The following is a 16,390-nucleotide window of genomic DNA, read 5'->3' on the forward strand; positions in this document are numbered from 1 at the left end:
ATCGATCGTAACGACCTTCCTTGGAATGCGTATCTAAGCCTTCATTCGGTGACCAGATGCCGGAGTCGCCTACTTCCTTGGCGGCCCCTTGCGCTCGGCCGACGCCGCCCAGAGATTGATATCCGACTCGCGTGCAAAGCTGTCGATCTCGGCGAGCTCGGCATCGCTGAAGTCGAGCGCCTCAAGCGCGCCGACGCAATCCTCGACCTGTTCCGGCCGGCTGGCGCCGATCAGCGCCGACGTCACCTTGCCCCTGCGCAGCACCCAGGCCAGCGCCATCTGCGCCAGCGTCTGGCCGCGGCGACGGGCGATCGCGTTCAGCGCCTCGATATTGGCGACGGACTTGTCGTTGATGAATGCCGGGCGCAGCGACTTGCCCAGGCTGGCGCGGCTGCCATCGGGGATGCCGCCGAGATATTTGTCGGTCAGCATGCCTTGCGCCAGCGGCGAGAACACGATGCAACCGACGCCAAGCCCCTCCAGCGTATCGAGCAGGCCATCATCCTCGACCCAGCGGTTGAGCATCGAATAGCTCGGCTGATGGATCACGCAAGGCGTGCCGAGCTGCTTCAATATGTCGGCGGCCTCGCGGGTGCGCTGCGAATTATAGGAGGAAATGCCGGCATAGAGCGCCTTGCCCGAGCGCACCGCGTGATCGAGCGCGCCCATCGTTTCCTCCAGCGGGGTGTCGGGGTCGAAGCGGTGCGAATAGAAGATGTCGACATAGTCGAGCCCCATCCGCTTCAGGCTCTGGTCGAGGCTGGCCAGGACATATTTGCGGCCGCCCCATTCGCCATAAGGTCCTGCCCACATTTCGTAGCCGGCCTTGGTCGAGATGATCAGCTCGTCGCGATAACCGGTAAAGTCCGTCCGCAGGATCTCGCCGAACGCCTGCTCCGCCGAGCCGGGCGGCGGGCCGTAATTGTTGGCGAGGTCGAAATGCGTGATGCCGAGATCGAACGCCTTGCGCGCGATCGCCTGCTTGGTTCTATGCGGCGTGTCGTCGCCGAAATTGTGCCACAGCCCAAGCGAGATCGCCGGCAGCTTCAGGCCGGACCGCCCGCAGCGATTGTAGACCATCTTGTCGTAGCGGTTTTCGGCGGGAACATAGGGCATGGGAAATCCTCAAATCGAAACGAGCCCGACGGCTGCCGCCGCGACAGTGGGGCAGTCGAGCTTGCCACCCTTAGCCTCTCCCCGCGCAAACGGGGAGAGGCTTTTTGCGGTGCTTGGGAGGTGCGCCGCCTACTTGGTTTTCTTCTTCGCCAGCAGCTCCTTCGCCGCCTTGACGCCGAGTGCCGCGGGCCGCTCGCAGCTGGTCTGCATGGCGACGAACTTTCCGGTCTCGCCCGAACGCAACAGGCCGGTCATGACGTCGACGGCATGCAGCGCCAGTTCCATCGAGCAGCGGTGCGGCCGGCCTTCCCTGATCGCGATCGCCATGTCGGCCAAACCGGCGGTGCGGTAGTTGGCCATCATGCCTTGCGAATGCATCTCGTTGGGCACGCCGAACGGATGCGGCCATTTCGGCAGCTTCTTCACCGGCTTGGCGGCTTCGGTGTAGCGCACTTCGCCGCCGAAGAAGTTCGGATCCGGCACGAACACCGTGCCCGCCTCGCCATAGAGTTCCATCGGCGCGTGGCCATGGCTCCAGACATCCCAGCTGGTGTTGAGCGTCACCATGGCGCCGTTCTCGAATTCTAGCACGCCGTGGATCGTCGTCGGCGTGGAGACCGGGATCTTTTCGCCGGCGCGCGGCTTCGAGCTGATGATGCGTTCCGTCATCGGGATCGAAGCGAAGGCGGCGACCTGCTTCACCGGCCCGATCAGCTGGATCAGGTTGGTGATGTAATACGGTCCGATATCGAGCACCGGCCCGGCGCCCGGCTGGAAGAAGAAGTCCGGATTGGGGTGCCAATGCTCCATGCCATGGCTCATCACATGACAGGTGCCGCTGGTGATCCTGCCGAGCCTGCCGGTGTCGATCAGGTCGCGGACAAGCTGGTGCGCGCCGCCGAGGAAGGTGTCGGGGGCCGAACCGATGCGCAGCCCCTTGCTTTCCGCCCGTTTTTTCAGGTCGAGCCCTTCCTTGACCGACAGCACGAAGGGCTTCTCCGAATAGACGTGCTTGCCGGCATCGAGGATCTGCTTCGACACCTCGTAATGCACCGCCGGAATGGTCAGGTTGACGATGATGTCTATATCGTCGGCCTTGAGCAGCCCCTCGACGGTCTCGGCGCGCAGCTTGAACTCTTTTGCCCGCGCTTTCGCCGCTTCCATGTTGATGTCGGCGCAGGCGCGCATCTCGATGCCGCGAAACAGCGGCGCCAGCGAGAAATACGCCTTCGAGATGTTGCCGCAGCCGATGACGCCGATGCCAAGTTTTGTTGCCATGCTGGTGTGCTCCTAATAGGTCTTGGCGGCTGCGATCGAGCGGCGGGCGAAGCGCTCGATATCGTTGGGATTGTCCTGTTCCATGACGTAGTATTTTGCGGCGCTTTTGGCGCGTAGCGCCTTGATCAGGCCGGGCCAGTCGATGGTGCCGTGGCCGACATCCGACCAGCCGTCCTCGTCGAGGCCCTCGCCCGGCTTGGCCAAGTCCTTGACATGGACGGCGACGATGCGCTTGCCGTGCTTCTCGATCCAGGGCAGCGGATCGACGCCGCCGCGCACCACCCAGGCGACGTCCATCTCCCAGCCGATGTCGGGCGCCGAGGACAGGATGTGGTCCTGCGGCACCGAGCCGTCGGCAAGCGCCTTGAACTCGAAATCATGGTTGTGCCAGGCAAAGCCATAGCCGGCTTTCCCGGCCGTCTCGCCGACCTTGGCCAGGCGTTCGCCGAAGCCGCGCCAGCCGGCTGTGTCGGCCGGCCTGAACTCGGCGTTCAGGAACGGGCAGATGAGCAGCGTGATGCCGAGCGCGTCGGCCGTCCTGCGCACGCCGTCGAAATCCTTCTCGAGCGCGTCGATCGAGAAATGCCCGGTCGGCATGGCGAGCCCGTTCTTGTCGAGCTCGGCACGGAACGCCTTGGGATCGTCATAGACGCCGCCGAACCCTTCGACTTGGCTGTAACCAAGCTCCCCCAGCATCTTGAGCACGCCCTCCCAGGGCTGGAAATTGCGGGCGCTGTAAAGTTGGAATGACCAGTTCATCGTCTCTGTCCGTTTTCTTGTGGATGGTTAGTTTTGGGGGATGAGTCTTGGGGGAGTGGAAGAGTCTTGGGAGGCTAAGTCATGCTCTAGAGGCGGTTACCTGTGGCGGCGTCGAAAAGCGAGGCGCGCATCGGGTCAAAACCGATGCCGACCGCCTCGGCGTTGTTTGGCGTGCGCTCGGCTGTCACCCGCACCGTGAAATTCTGGCCGGCGAGCTTCAGCCAGACCAGCGTGTCGGAACCCATGGGCTCGACGACCTCGACATTTGCCGTGGCTGCGAACGGCCATCCCGTGCCGCTGTTGAACGCCACGTGCTCGGGGCGGATGCCGAACACGGCCGGCCCTGGCACCGGGTCCTTCTCGAAAGCATAGGTGGCAAGCGGTATCCGCACATCCTCGGCGACGAAGTGCCAGTCGCCTGCCGCTTGCTCCAGTCTGCCGTCGAGGAAGTTCATTGCCGGCGAGCCGAGGAAGCCGGCGACAAACCGGTTGACCGGCCGGTTATAGATGGTCTGCGGCGCATCGAGCTGCTGGATGACGCCGCCCTTCATCACCGCGATACGGTCGGCCAGCGTCATCGCCTCGATCTGGTCGTGGGTGACGTAGATCATGGTGTTCTCGAGCTTGCGATGCAGCAGCTTGATTTCGACGCGCAATTCCGCGCGCAGCTTGGCGTCGAGGTTGGAGAGCGGTTCGTCGAACAGAAAGACATCGACGTCACGCACAAGTGCGCGCCCGATCGCCACGCGCTGGCGCTGGCCGCCGGACAGCGCCGCCGGCTTGCGATGCAAAAGCGGTTCGATCTGCAGGATCTCGGCGGCCCGGGCGATGCGCTTGGCGATCTCGTCCTTGGCGAGGCCGGCAACGCGCAGCCCGAACGACAGGTTCTTCTCCACCGTCATCTGCGGATAGAGCGCGTAGGACTGGAACACCATGCCGATGCCGCGATCCTTGGGCTCTTCCCAGGTGACGTTCTTGCCCTTGATGAAGATGCGGCCTTCGGAAACGTCGAGCAGCCCGGCAATGCAGTTGAGCAAGGTCGACTTGCCGCAGCCGGACGGGCCGAGCAGCACGATGAATTCGCCTTCGGCAACATCGAGGTTGAGCGTCTGCAGCACCGATATCGCACCGAAATTCAGCGACAGGTTCTGGATCGAGACGCTGGTGCCGTTTGCCGCAATGCTGCCGTTTGCGTTCATCGCCATCATCCTTTCACCGCGCCGGCGGCGATGCCGCGCACAAACAATTTTCCGGACAGGAAATAGACGATCAGCGGCACCAGGCCGGTCAGGATGGTGGCTGCCATGTTGACGTTGTATTCCTTCACGCCTTGCACCGAGTTGACGATGTTGTTGAGCTGCACCGTCATCGGATAGGTGTCGGGGCGGGTGTAGACGACGCCGAACAGGAAGTCGTTCCAGATGCCGGTCACCTGCAGGATGATGGCGACGACGAAGATCGGCAGCGACATCGGCAGCATGATGCGGAAATAAATGCCCCAGAAGCCGGCGCCGTCGACACGCGCTGCCCGGAACAGCTCCTCCGGCATGGAGGTAAAGTAGTTGCGGAACAACAGTGTGAGGATCGGCATGCCGAAGATGGAATGGACGATCACCAGCCCGCTGAGGCTGCCGTAGAGGCCGACTTCGCGCAGGATAATGACGATCGGATAGATCATCACCTGATAGGGGATGAAGGCGCCGACGATCAGGATGATGAAGAAAGTGTCGGCACCTTTGAAGCGCCAGTTGGCAAGCGCATAGCCGTTCACCGAGGCGAGCGCGATCGACAGGATCACCGACGGGATGGTGATGCGCACCGAATTCCAGAAGCCACGCGACAGCCCGTCGCAGTTGAGCCCGGTGCAGGCGCTCGACCAGGCCTTGACCCACGGCTCGAAGGTGATCTCCATCGGCGGCGAGAAGATGTTGCCGAGGCGTATCTCGGGCATGCCTTTGAGCGATGTCACCACCATCACGTAGAGCGGCAAAAGATAGTAGAGCGCAACCACGATCAGCGTGCCGTAGAGGAAGATGTTGCGGCGCGAGAATGTGTGGCGCGGCTTCGGCCCGCTCGGCCCGTAGGCTTCGAGCCCGCCGGCGCCGGCAATGGCGGGCAATGAAACGGCTTGGTCAGACACGCTTCTTGCCTCCAAACTCGAGATAGGCCCACGGCACGATGACGATGATCACCGACAGCAGCATCATGGTCGAGGCGGCGAACCCCTGACCGAGGTTCTGGGCGAAGAACATGTAGTCATAGACATATTTGGCCGGGACTTCGGAGGCGATGCCGGGCCCGCCGCTGGTCTGGGCGACAACCAGGTCATAGATCTTGACGATACCGGCAGCGATGATGACGAGCGTGGTGATGAAGACCGGCCGCATCATTGGTATGATGATGAACAGATAGGTCTTCCAAGTCGGTATCCCGTCGACCCGCGCTGCCTTCCAGATATCCTCGTCGATCCCGCGCAGGCCGGCCAGCATCAGGCACATGATGAGCCCGGTGCCTTGCCAGAGAGCGGCGATCAATATGCCGTAGATGACGATGCTGGAATCATAGAGCGGATTGAAGCTGAAGCTCGCCCAGCCGAGGCTGCGCACCACTCCTTGGATCCCGAACTCGGGGTTGAGCAACCACTGCCAGACGAGGCCGGTGACGATGAAGGAGAGGGCGAAGGGATAGAGGAAGATGGTCCGGAACGTGTCCTCGAACCGGATCTTCTGGTCGAGCAGGGCGGCAAGCAGGAAGCCGATCACCAGCGAGAACAGCAGCGACAGCACGCCGTAGATCAGCAGGTTCTCGATCGAGACCAGCCAGCGCGGCACCGACCACAGCCGGTAGTACTGGTCGAGCCCGACGAAATTCAGCCGTGGCAGGAGCTTCGAACTGGTGAAGGAATAAAGCACCGTCCACGCGCTGCCGCCGACAAAGATCACCAGCGCGGTGAGGATCATTGGGATCGAGGCGATTTTCGCATTGAGGTTGCGAAAGAGTTGGCTAGGGCGTTCGCTCTTGCTCATCTGCACAGCCGCGCTGGATCGGGTAAGGGCCGGAGGGTCAAGAGGCCTTGACCCGAGCTCCCGACCCTGCGTTTGCAGGGGCGGGAGTGAGGCGGTCGGTCGATCGCTCAATCGGCCGAACCGACAATGGCGGCGAAGCGCTTCTGCGCATCTTCCACGGTCATGTCCTGCTTGGCGAAGAACTCGGAGAACAGATCCTCCTTCTGCTTCTGCGTATCCTGCGAAAGCAGCTGGTCGGTCCACGGCATGACATTGCCCTTGGCGAGAATTTCGAGCCCCTTCTTCATGCAGTCGTTCGCCGCCTTGAGGTCGACGTCGCCGCGCACCGGCAGCGAACCTTTCTTGAGATTGAAGGCGACCTGCGTCTTGGGATCGAGCAGCGTGTGGGCCAGCACTTCCTGTGCCTTCGATTTTTCGGGATCCTTCAGCAGCGGGAAGTAGAAAGCGTCGCCGCCGGTGGCGATGACCTCGTTGAGACCGAGGCCCGGAAGGCAAGTATAGTCCTTGCCGGCGGTCTGGCCGGCAACCTGGAACTCGCCCTGCGCCCAGTCACCCATGATCTGGCCGCCCGCCTTGCCGGTGATGACCAGATTGGTGGCCTGGTTCCAGTCCTGCACATTGGTGTTCTTGGCCATCTTGCGGGCATCGTCCGCGGCCTTGAAGACCTTGGCGACCTCGGGCCCGGCGGCGAATTCCGCGTCCTTGTCCTTGTAGACCTTGAGGAAGGCGTCGGTGCCGCCGACCGCCGCAAGCAGCACGTCGAAAGCGCCGGAGGCCTGCCAGGGCTGGCCGCCGACCGCGAGCGGCTGGATGCCTGCTTTTTCAAGCGCGGGCGCCGCAGCGACATATTCATTCCAGTTCTTCGGCACCGGCACGCCGGCCTTTTTGAAGGCCGCATTCGACAGCCACAGCCACTGCCAGGAGTGGATATTGACGGGCACGCAATAGATCTTGCCGTCGAGGGTACAGCCGTCGAGCAGGCTCTTCGGCTGCACGATTTCCGTCCACTTTTCCTTGGTGGCGAGATCGGTGAGGTCGCGCATCAGCCCGGCCTGCACCAATTCTTCCGCCTGCCGGCCGTGATTGAACTGGGTCGCGCCCATCGGGTCGCCGCCGGTGATGCGGCTGATCATGATCGGCCGCGCCGTGCCGCCGGAGCCGGCGATGGCGCCGTCAACCCAGTGATTGCCGGTTGCGTCGAAAGCCTTGGCGAGTTCGGCGACCGCTGCCGCCTCGCCGCCGGAGGTCCACCAATGGGTGACTTCCAGATCCGTCGCGGCCGCCGGGCCGGCAAATTGCAGCGCGACCGTCGCAGCCAGCGCAGCAGTCATGAGTTGGTATCGCATTTCGTTCCTCCCAGAATCTGAAACGTTACAGATTTTCGATACGGCAATTGCTTAAGGCGCGCAACCCCTCAGGCGAAGGTGGCATCAGGTTTTTTCGAAGCGCGAATAAAATCGGGTGGCCCGCCGACCTACCGCACCGCAACAGGAGAGGTTGCACTGCAAAAAGTTGATGCTGCGACGCCAGAAAACCGGAAAAGCCCCTTCTGTCGCTCTTTTTTGCGCCGACCGGAGTGCCGCTCGTTTTGCGCCTGTCACCAGTGATATCGCCACGGCAGTGACAATCTGTAACGTTTCAGTATATAGCGGTCTCATTCGGTGAAGGCCCGCGGCGTACCCGCGGCCCGCCGATTGCCGGCCTGCCCGGCAACTGCTATGCGCCTGACGGGGCGGGATGAATGAACAGGCATCAAGAAGAGAAGGCCGACGAAGCGTCGGGCCGGGGCCGACCGACACTGAAGACGCTCGCCTTCATGACCGGGCTGGGCGTCACCACCGTGTCGCGCGCGCTAAAGGATGCGCCCGAGATCGGCGCCGAGACCAGGCGGCGCGTCCAGCTTGTCGCCAAGCAGATCGGTTATCGGCCCAACCGTGCCGGCGTCCGCCTGCGCACCGGCAAGACCAATGTCATCAGCCTGGTGCTCAACACCGAGCACGAGATCATGAGCTTTGTCTCGGATATCATCTACGGCGTTTCCGAAGTCATTGCCGACACGCCCTACCATTTGATCGTGACACCCTACTCGCGCTCGCAGGATCCGCTCGACCCGATCCGTTACCTCGTGGAAACCGGTTCAGCCGACGGCGTCATCATTTCGCGCACGCAGCCGAACGATCCGAGGGCCCGTTATATGCTGGAGCGCGGCATCCCCTTTGCCACGCATGGCCGCACCGATATGGGGCTGATCCATCCCTACCATGATTTCGACAATTACGCTTTCGCAGCCGAGGCAGTGCGCCATCTGGCCGGTCTCGGCCGCCGCCGCCTGGCTCTGTTGGCGCCGCCGGTCGAGCTGACCTATCACGGCCACACGCTCGCCGGCTTTGCCGATGCGCTGAGCGAGGTCGGCGCCAGCGAGATTCCGTTCAACACCGTTTCGATCGATCATTCGATCGAGCAGATCAGAATGCGGACCGCGCAGCTGATGCGCCGCGAAAGCCGCCCGGACGGTTTCATCAGCAGCGCCGCCGCCGCGACGCTCGCCATCGTCGCCGGCATCGAAGACGCCGGCCTCAAGCTTGGCCGCGATGTCGATGTGGTGTCCAAACAATCGTCGGAGCTTCTGCACCTGTTTCGCAGCGAATTGCTGGTCGTCAACGAGAACTTCCGACTGGCCGGCGCCGAACTCGCCCGCTCGGTGCTGGGCTGGATCGGCGGCGCCGCACCCGGCACCCTGCAAAGCCTGAGCGAGCCGGGCGAAGTGCAGGCCTATCGCCGCCAGGGGTGAGCGGGATAAGTTAAGATTGAACTGGGCTCCATCTATTTGTCTTAGCCGCATTTCTGCGACGCCGAGTGATTCCACTTGGTTGGAAAATGCGCGCTGCTGAGTGGCTACCTTGGGGCCGTGAGCTGACTGGCCGGATTCAGCAAGAGCTAATGAAAAAGCTTACGGGCGCCCGCTCTGGTTTTGGACTGACGAACAGGCGGATTCTACGTGACACGTGCTACAGAATTGCGCAGCGGCTCGATGATATCAAAGTGGGTGTTAAAGAAACGGTAGCCATGCGACAGTAAAGTGGGGATGGCTGGGGAGAGAAGAATTGGCACTACGGGCAATCATCTCCCAGGGACCGCCGGATGTAGCGGGCGACTGGGAGCAGCTTTGGTACGGGGGCGTTGGGGCTTCCGATGATGAGGAGGCTTCGGGGATCACGACAGCAGCGATTCTGTCATTCGTCCCGGAGGCCCAGCCCGGCGTTTGGTACAAGCTGGCAGATTTTGAAGCGCTGCTCGGTCCTGTGGACTGGAGCAAAGAGGCGGAAGGTTGGACGTCCTTGAATTTGACCGAGCACGCTGTTGCGGCTTCGCCGATATTCACGACCGACATCCAATTATCGGAAGCGGTCGCGAGCGTCTGCTTAAATGCCCTTGATCTACTGAAATCTCTAAATAAGAAGCACGTTTGGGTCCGGTTCGAATGACCACATTCTTCAGTCAAGCCGATTTCGCGAAGGACCAGCGCTATCTAGACGTGCGTGAAGGAACATTATTCGTTTCTTATACTGATAACACCCACATCAAGGAAGGCGAGTGGAACGATCTTATCTCGATTGGGATCAATGAGCCGCCGACGTCAGAAGACGATAGAGAGTGCTCATTTCGTCTTAAGCTGAATCTAGATAAGAAATTTTTGTCGTCGGAAGACGATAGAAAAGATATTAAAGAGAAAGACAGGAAGGACCGGATTGCAAAAGTCGTAATCGACGCCATTTCCCTTAGCGCCACGCGATTGGGTATTTTGTCTCCACTTGTCTCCGGCAAAACGGCTGAGCAGTTGCTTGAGCTTCGAAGCGCCAAGGGCATTGTTCTTATACCCGACACAAACAGCCTCTATAATGGCACCCTGCATTGGCTGCTTAACGTTCTCAAAGATACGACTGTTTGGCTGATGCCCTTCGTGATGTCGTTAACGCAAATGCAGGCTCGCGAAGCAACTCTGAAGTCGCTCGCTAGAAGCGGCAAGGATGGAAATCTCGTACAGGCGCTTCGGTCGCGGGCGCTGGTGAATGCGGGGTTGAGCTTCCTCGAGCGCAATCAGCATCGTTATCAGGTTCTGGAGCTTGATCCGTCGCTACTGCGGTACATGCGTGCGGCTGGCAAGGGAGGATTAGACCAGGATGAAGGTGATGTCCTTGAGGACCGCCTCTTAATTGAGGGGGTGCATGCGGTTCTTCGTTCCACGCGGACGCGAGCCAAGCAGCTGGTTGTGACCTCGGATGTGCTGTTGTCGCGTGTGCTCGGCGCGGAAGGAATACCGAACATCTGCCTGCCCACCCCGAAGCTGCAAGAGGATGAAATCTCTAGCTTCCGCTACGACGCCTGGGCCGGCACGTTTATGGGCACCTCGATAAGAGGGTTACTCTGGGATCTAACCCACGCTTTCGGAACCGTCAGGATACGAGGTTCGACGAAGACGCCACTCAGCCTGACCTGCTATTGGCCGGGCAAACAGCCGCAAGACTGGGTGGCAGAGTATCTGGACGTTCGGAGTTCAGAGGATGACCCCTCGCCGGCGAAGAAGGCCGGTTCGGCGCGGGCCGCAAAGAGCAATGACAGAGAGGCGAAGGACGCGACGCCGGCAAACCCGAAGCGGGTGAAGGCCAAGGAGCGAGTCGATGCTACGACTTCGGAAAAAGCGGTATCAGGAGCCGACGCGCATGAGCCGGCTTTCAGCCATGCTGCGATCCCTCAATCCTCGCTCCCTCTCGCCCTACGCATAGCAGGTGCCCTTTACGCTTCAGGGAAGCTATCCTTTGCAGAACTGATGGAAAAGCTGCCCGCAGCGAACCGGCCCAATGAGGGAAATGTTCGCAGGAGTCTGGAGGTCGTTCGTCGGGCCAAGCTCGTCGATTTCGACGGTGAAACGATCATTTCCCGAGCGGAGCTAGATGTCGTCGAGAGTTGCTTGCAGAGAGCAGACTTGGATGGGATCAGTGATCAGTTTCGGAATTTTGAGCCCTATCGGGTGATCCTAGAGCATTTTCAGCAGAACGGGGAACTGGCGAGGGAGCATGTGAGGAGCATCCTTGCCGCGGCGCTCGGCGCTGACGTAGCGCAAGAGGCCAGTATCCGCCTCGTCCGCTATCATGTGCTTCTCGGACAATGCTGGTCTGACGGCGCCGTTTGGCGTGACGGCTCAAGGAGGCCTGACCCGCCGAGCTTCCTGCAAGCCTTTGAAGCTGCCTATGAGGACGCAGCGCGGGACAACATTGCGCAAGTATCTGAATTTCTGCCGAATTTCTGCCGCGCAGCCCGTATCTCTCCGTGGGGAGTATCCCGTTCGGTTCAAGAGCATGCTAGGGTGCTATCTGAAAAATTCACTTTCGGGTACGCTGTCGGCGGGAAGCCAACCGGCGTTGACGCTGTTATCTCCGGGTCGCTGCTCGGACTTGAGGAAGTGCCAGTACCAATGGATAGATTCGAAATCGGTGGGCGACCCGTCTTCACCCTTGAGAGGGTGCGGTGATGCCGTCGCTCGCGGAGCTTCTCGGCGAAACGCCTGATCAGAAGGATCATGAAGATCCCTTCTATGCTCGGTTCGGTTTCACGCGGAATCCGTTTCCGGCGGCTCGGACCATTATCGAGGAGGTGCTGTATAATCAGGTCGACGCGCGAGATCGGTTCGTCGGCCTCGTGCGAGAGGTGCTGGCCGAAGACCCCCAACGCCGCGCGATGGGTGTCCAAGGGGGTACTGGAGGGGGCAAGACCCACTTTTTGCGGCACTGTCAGTATATGATGAGAGAGTTCCGTCGCACCTCCGGGCGTCCGTTTGCGGTGGTTGAGATTCTGGCTGGATCGAGTTCGGCCTCTCACCTCGTAAGAGAGGTACTCCGCGAGGCTGATGAGGCCGCCAAACTGTCCGGTGAATACGATTTGCTTACAGCTATCGTTCGAAGCTGTGAAGATGCAGCCGAGTTCGACGATTTGAAGCAGGGCGAGTTGAGGAACGTTCTTCAGCTTCTTTTCAAAGCGAGCCGACCTGGGTTCGTACCACCAGATCGCGATGGGCGCATGTCCTTCGAGCCTCTTAGAGATCTAGCAAAAAAATGGCTTGGCGGTGCGGCGCTGAGCAATACAGAAAAGCGCCATCTCGGTGTTTTTGCTCGGCTCGGCAGCGCTGCGATGATGACACGCAATATGACGGAGCTGCTCTCGTTCGCTCGCAGCAAAGGCATAGTTTTTGGAGTTATGCTTTGTCTTGATGAAGTTGAAACGCTGTTTTCTGGCGGATACAGCGCGTCAAAGATACAAGGATACCTGCAAGACCTCCGCTATCTCTTTGATGAGGCTATTCGAAGCAACGAAGGATACTCCCTTTTGATGCTTTCTGCATCAACTCCACAGGGGGCAGCGAATCTTCGCAACTATAACTACCCGCTCTTTCAGCGGTTGGGCTTCGAAGAAGGATCACGCGCAGATTTGGCCGCTATATCCGACGCATTGGAAGTAAAAGGTATCGCCGAGCTTTATGTCTCTTACGAGCGGGAGCGCGCAGCTTTGAAGGCCGGAAGATTCCCTGCCATTTTGTCTGACGAAGATTTCGAAGATGCCTATCGCACCGCCGCAACCACAGACCGAAGCGTCGCCCCCACCCATGTCAGGCGCGTGAATCAGGGGCAACTCCTTCAAGCGCTTCACCAGATCGTTGAAAAGAAGCGTGAGGCTGCGGGATAACCGCACGGGCCAACTAGTCTCCAATCCTTGATAGTCGCTTTCAGGCGGATGAGACTCAGCCACAGAGGGCCATATTGAGGGCGCTAATCTCCGTTCGAAGGATGGGAGATGAAGGTCTCCAATGGGCGCTAGCCGCCCGCCCCACTCCCCCACGGGCCATGGAAAGCGCCTTGCCCATCGATGCGCTCGAAGCCGTGCGCGCCGAAGAAATCGCGCTGCGCCTGGATCAGGTTCGAGGTGCCCCGGCCCTGCCGGTAACTGTCGAAATAGGCAAGTGCAGATGACAGGGCCGGCACCGGCGAGCCGGCTTCGGCCGCCCGTGCCACGACACGGCGAAGTGACGGATGCGCCTCCTGCATCAATGAGACGAAAGCCGGCGCCATCAACAGGTTGGTGGCTGCGCCGCCGGCGCCGAAGGCCTCCGCCATCGTATCCAGCAATTGCGAGCGTATGATGCAGCCGGCCCGCCAGATCTTGGCGATGACCGGCATCGGCAGGTTCCAGTTGAATTCCTTCGACGCGCCACTCATCACCGCGAAGCCTTGCGCGTAGGCGGCGATCTTGCCGGCAAACAGCGCCAGTTCGAGATCGGCGAGCAGGGCGTCCTTGTTTCCGGAAATCTTGCTCACGCCGCCGCCATAGACCTTTTCGGCGGCCAGCCGCTCGTCCTTGATCGACGACAGCACGCGTGCCGCCACAGCCGCCTCGATCGCCGTGGCCGGGATACCGAGCTGCTGCGCCTCGATCACCGACCATTTGCCGGTGCCTTTCTGGCCGGCGCGGTCGAGGATGATGTCGACCACCGATTTGCTGGTCTTGGGGTCGTCGGCGGCCAGCACCTTGGCGGTGATCTCGATCAGGTACGAGTTGAGCCGGCCCGTGTTCCAGCCGGCAAACACCTCGCCGATCTCCTTCGGCCCCATGCCCAGGCCGTCTCGCAGGATGCCGTAGATTTCGGCGATCATCTGCATGTCGGCATACTCGATGCCGTTGTGGATGGTCTTGACGAAATGGCCGGCGCCATCGGTGCCGAGCCAGGCGGCGCAAGGTTCGTCCTTGAACTTGGCCGAGATCGCGGTCAGCACCTTTTCGACGCGCTTCCAGGACTCTTCGGTGCCGCCGACCATGATCGAGGGACCGTGGCGTGCGCCCTCTTCGCCGCCGGACACGCCCATGCCGATGAAGGTCAGGCCCGAATCGGTAAGCTCGGAGAAGCGCCGCATAGTATCGCGGAAATTGGCATTGCCAGCGTCGATGACGATGTCGTTGGCCGACAGGACGCCGCGCAATGCCGTGATCTGCTCGTCGACCGGCTTGCCGGCCAGCACCATGATGATGATCGGCCGCGGCGGCCGGATCGCGGCGGCCAGTTCCTCGAGGCTGTAGCAAGGCACCACCCTATCCCTGAGCGCGCCGGCATTTTCGACAAAGGCATCGGTGCGCGCCGCGGTGCGGTTGAAGACGGCGATGCGGTGCCCCTTCTCGGCGATATTGAGCGCCAGGTTGGAGCCCATCGTGCCAAGGCCGATCAGGCCGATTTCGGCTTTTTCCATCGTTTCTTCCCTGCTTTCGGATCTTGTTGGTTTGAGCCCGCGATTGGGTTGGACGCCCATTCTTGATGGCGATGATTGACGGGGGTTCGCGGCCGCGTCAACCGCCTCGCCCAATTGTCTTGCAGCCGGGGCGTGTTGAGATTCAGGTCAGGCCGAGCCGAACATGGTGGTTTCCGAGAACCGGAGCGGAGCGTACTTAAGTACGTGAGCACCGGAAGCGCAGGGATACCGCCATTTGCAGGCCGGCATCACCTGAATATCAGCACGTCACTCCGGCCTGATGTCGATCGGCGCCTCTATCTTCACCATCTCGAAATCCGAGACCAGGATATCGAGCCGCGCCGTCCACCGGCCGGCGACCGGAATGACGAGATCGTCGACGCGCCAGGTGCCGTCGCCGGGATTCGTCGCCGGGCGTTTGATGGGCTCGATGCCGGAATCGGGCTTTGACAGGACCAGCGTTACCTGCTTGGCGTCGAGCGGGCCGAAATCGCCGGTCATGATGAAGATCGAAGCGGCAACAGGTCCGGTGTGACCGGGCGCAATGCTGAGATCGGCCATCGCTTGCAGCGTGTGGATATGCACCGATGCCGGCTGTGCCGCGGCGATCGCCAGCGCCCGCGGCGGCGGCGTGAAGCGCCAGCCGGCGGCAACGCCGAAGATCGCCACCACGATCAGCAGCTCGATGGCGATCGAGCGGGCCAGCCGCCGCTGGACTTCCGTTTCGCCCGCCTCAGCCGGGGCCGTAAGCTTGAAGCGATTGACGGCGGCGAGCGTGAACAGAAAGACGAGCAGCGCCAGCTTGAGCAGCAGCAGCCGGCCATAAGCGGTATGGACCAGCGCCGACGGCGTTTGCACCTGGATGACGGCGAGCACGATGCCGGCTGCCGCAAGCACCGCCACGACGAACAGGATCGCTCGTGAAAACCGGCGCAGCAACGGCCCGGCTTTGTCCGGCTGCCGTTTCAAGGCAAGACCGAGCGGCGCCAGCGCCCCGGACCAAATCGCGATACCAGTGGCGTGCAGAAACACCATCGGCCGGGTCAGCCATTGCGGCTCGGCGGCACTGGCATGCCCGCTGGCGGCAAGTGCTGCGCCAACGCCAACCAGTCCGGCCAAGGCCAGCGGCTTTGCGTCGGCGGGCGGCACGACCAGCGATAGCAGGCCAAGGCCGAGCGCCATCAGCGCGATCAGCACCGTCCAGCCGAAGCTGGTGCCAAGCCCGGTCTGCCAGATGACCGGCTGTGCCAGCCGGGCAAGCGGCGCGCCGAGTGCATCCAGCCCCTGGAAACCGAGCGACAAGAGTGCGGCGGCCAGCCCGCACAGGATCGCTGCGACGATCATGTTCTGGGCGGATCGACCGCCTTGCGCCAGCCAGGCCTGCGCAAAGGCACCGCCGACGCCGAAAAACAGGCCGATGTATAGAAAAACCTTGCCGATCCAGATCGCCGTTCGAGGCTCCCGGTCGACAGCTTCGGAGGCGGCCGGCGCAGCACTCGGCGCACCGACCGAGAACAGCACCGAGCCGCCGACCGGATGGCCGTCGGCGGAGATTACCCGCCAGCTCAGCACATGCGTGCCGGATGTCAGCGCCTGCGGATTGTCGATCTCGACGGTCTGGCCGCTGAGCCGGAAGGAGCTCAGCGGGATCGACGTGCCGTCGGGCCGCACCAGCGTCAGCACCAGCGGCGAAACCGGCTCGCTGAAGGTCAGCGACAGCTGCGACGGGCTCTGCGCCAGCACCGCACTGTCAGCCGGCTCGGCCTTGATCAGCGCCGCGTGGGCGAAGGCTGCGTTTGGCGCGGCAATGGTGGCAAGCAGCACAATCGCAGCCAGCAGGCCGATGGCAAGCCGGCCGGTTGTGCAGGCCGTTCGCAGGATGGATGCCGCGCTCATGTCACCGCCACAAAGACAGGGGCG

General features: G+C 61.6%; 13 protein-coding genes. 4 read left to right on the forward strand and 9 right to left on the reverse strand.

All coding sequences use genetic code 11. From position 1 onward, the window contains the following. Positions 1 to 69: 69 nt before the first annotated feature. The 7 genes from mgrA to NKJ23_RS00530 all read right to left on the reverse strand — a co-directional run bounded on the left by mgrA (position 70) and on the right by NKJ23_RS00530 (position 7,525). Entirely contained in the window at positions 70 to 1,116 is a 1,047-nt protein-coding gene (gene mgrA / locus NKJ23_RS00500; protein WP_352677626.1) for an L-glyceraldehyde 3-phosphate reductase, read from the reverse strand. Positions 1,117 to 1,245: 129 nt separating this feature from the next. Next, complete coding sequence (locus NKJ23_RS00505) at positions 1,246 to 2,394, reverse strand: Gfo/Idh/MocA family protein (RefSeq protein WP_352456787.1); 1,149 nt, start codon at positions 2,392 to 2,394, stop codon at positions 1,246 to 1,248. A gap of 12 nt (positions 2,395 to 2,406) precedes the next feature. After that, positions 2,407 to 3,153 (reverse strand): sugar phosphate isomerase/epimerase family protein, encoded by a 747-nt coding sequence (locus NKJ23_RS00510; protein WP_352677628.1) that lies wholly within the window; start codon positions 3,151 to 3,153, stop codon positions 2,407 to 2,409. An 86-nt stretch (positions 3,154 to 3,239) separates the two neighbouring features. Next, positions 3,240 to 4,352 carry an ABC transporter ATP-binding protein gene (locus NKJ23_RS00515; RefSeq protein ID WP_352448362.1) on the reverse strand — a complete coding sequence of 371 codons (1,113 nt, stop codon included), beginning with the start codon at positions 4,350 to 4,352 and terminating at the stop codon, positions 3,240 to 3,242. A gap of 5 nt (positions 4,353 to 4,357) precedes the next feature. Further along, positions 4,358 to 5,293: a carbohydrate ABC transporter permease gene (locus NKJ23_RS00520; RefSeq protein ID WP_352644084.1), complete on the reverse strand. Its 936-nt coding sequence runs from the start codon at positions 5,291 to 5,293 to the stop codon at positions 4,358 to 4,360. Further along, positions 5,286 to 6,179, reverse strand: a complete 894-nt coding sequence (locus NKJ23_RS00525) for a carbohydrate ABC transporter permease (RefSeq protein WP_352644083.1) — start codon at positions 6,177 to 6,179, stop codon at positions 5,286 to 5,288. The genes NKJ23_RS00520 and NKJ23_RS00525 overlap by 8 nt, the downstream gene beginning before the upstream one ends. A gap of 107 nt (positions 6,180 to 6,286) precedes the next feature. After that, positions 6,287 to 7,525 carry an ABC transporter substrate-binding protein gene (locus tag NKJ23_RS00530; protein ID WP_352506635.1) on the reverse strand — a complete coding sequence of 413 codons (1,239 nt, stop codon included), beginning with the start codon at positions 7,523 to 7,525 and terminating at the stop codon, positions 6,287 to 6,289. Positions 7,526 to 7,920: 395 nt separating this feature from the next. Here NKJ23_RS00530 and NKJ23_RS00535 point away from each other — a divergent pair, with 395 nt between their 5' ends. The 4 genes from NKJ23_RS00535 to NKJ23_RS00550 all read left to right on the forward strand — a co-directional run bounded on the left by NKJ23_RS00535 (position 7,921) and on the right by NKJ23_RS00550 (position 12,917). Next, positions 7,921 to 8,970: a LacI family transcriptional regulator gene (locus NKJ23_RS00535; protein WP_352677630.1), complete on the forward strand. Its 1,050-nt coding sequence runs from the start codon at positions 7,921 to 7,923 to the stop codon at positions 8,968 to 8,970. Between the two features lie 313 nt (positions 8,971 to 9,283). After that, positions 9,284 to 9,664 carry a hypothetical protein gene (locus NKJ23_RS00540; RefSeq protein ID WP_352677632.1) on the forward strand — a complete coding sequence of 127 codons (381 nt, stop codon included), beginning with the start codon at positions 9,284 to 9,286 and terminating at the stop codon, positions 9,662 to 9,664. Continuing rightward, positions 9,661 to 11,709 carry a hypothetical protein gene (locus NKJ23_RS00545; RefSeq protein WP_352677634.1) on the forward strand — a complete coding sequence of 683 codons (2,049 nt, stop codon included), beginning with the start codon at positions 9,661 to 9,663 and terminating at the stop codon, positions 11,707 to 11,709. Before NKJ23_RS00540 ends, NKJ23_RS00545 begins: the two co-directional genes overlap by 4 nt. Further along, positions 11,709 to 12,917 (forward strand): hypothetical protein, encoded by a 1,209-nt coding sequence (locus NKJ23_RS00550; RefSeq protein WP_352677636.1) that lies wholly within the window; start codon positions 11,709 to 11,711, stop codon positions 12,915 to 12,917. Before NKJ23_RS00545 ends, NKJ23_RS00550 begins: the two co-directional genes overlap by 1 nt. A 128-nt stretch (positions 12,918 to 13,045) precedes the next feature. Here NKJ23_RS00550 and gnd read toward each other — a convergent pair whose 3' ends face one another. Beyond that, the gene (gene gnd, locus NKJ23_RS00555; protein WP_352677637.1) at positions 13,046 to 14,470 is read right to left on the reverse strand and encodes an NADP-dependent phosphogluconate dehydrogenase; all 1,425 of its coding nucleotides are present in this window, start codon (positions 14,468 to 14,470) and stop codon (positions 13,046 to 13,048) included. Positions 14,471 to 14,737: 267 nt separating this feature from the next. Beyond that, positions 14,738 to 16,366, reverse strand: coding sequence for a copper resistance CopC/CopD family protein (locus NKJ23_RS00560; RefSeq protein ID WP_352677639.1), 1,629 nt, complete (start codon positions 16,364 to 16,366; stop codon positions 14,738 to 14,740). Between the last annotated feature and the right edge of the window lie 24 nt (positions 16,367 to 16,390).

Source organism: Mesorhizobium sp. M0184 (assembly GCF_040322215.1).
GTDB lineage: Bacteria > Pseudomonadota > Alphaproteobacteria > Rhizobiales > Rhizobiaceae > Mesorhizobium.

Coding starts and splice junctions, on each gene's coding strand:
- NKJ23_RS00525 (WP_352644083.1), bottom strand. CDS start 6,179: ATGAGCAAGAGCGAACGCCCTAGCCAACTCTTTCGCAACCTCAATGCG.
- NKJ23_RS00530 (WP_352506635.1), bottom strand. CDS start 7,525: ATGCGATACCAACTCATGACTGCTGCGCTGGCTGCGACGGTCGCGCTG.
- NKJ23_RS00545 (WP_352677634.1), top strand. CDS start 9,661: ATGACCACATTCTTCAGTCAAGCCGATTTCGCGAAGGACCAGCGCTAT.
- NKJ23_RS00550 (WP_352677636.1), top strand. CDS start 11,709: ATGCCGTCGCTCGCGGAGCTTCTCGGCGAAACGCCTGATCAGAAGGAT.
- gnd (WP_352677637.1), bottom strand. CDS start 14,470: ATGGAAAAAGCCGAAATCGGCCTGATCGGCCTTGGCACGATGGGCTCC.
- NKJ23_RS00510 (WP_352677628.1), bottom strand. CDS start 3,153: ATGAACTGGTCATTCCAACTTTACAGCGCCCGCAATTTCCAGCCCTGG.
- NKJ23_RS00560 (WP_352677639.1), bottom strand. CDS start 16,366: ATGAGCGCGGCATCCATCCTGCGAACGGCCTGCACAACCGGCCGGCTT.
- NKJ23_RS00515 (WP_352448362.1), bottom strand. CDS start 4,352: ATGAACGCAAACGGCAGCATTGCGGCAAACGGCACCAGCGTCTCGATC.
- NKJ23_RS00535 (WP_352677630.1), top strand. CDS start 7,921: ATGAACAGGCATCAAGAAGAGAAGGCCGACGAAGCGTCGGGCCGGGGC.
- NKJ23_RS00505 (WP_352456787.1), bottom strand. CDS start 2,394: ATGGCAACAAAACTTGGCATCGGCGTCATCGGCTGCGGCAACATCTCG.
- mgrA (WP_352677626.1), bottom strand. CDS start 1,116: ATGCCCTATGTTCCCGCCGAAAACCGCTACGACAAGATGGTCTACAAT.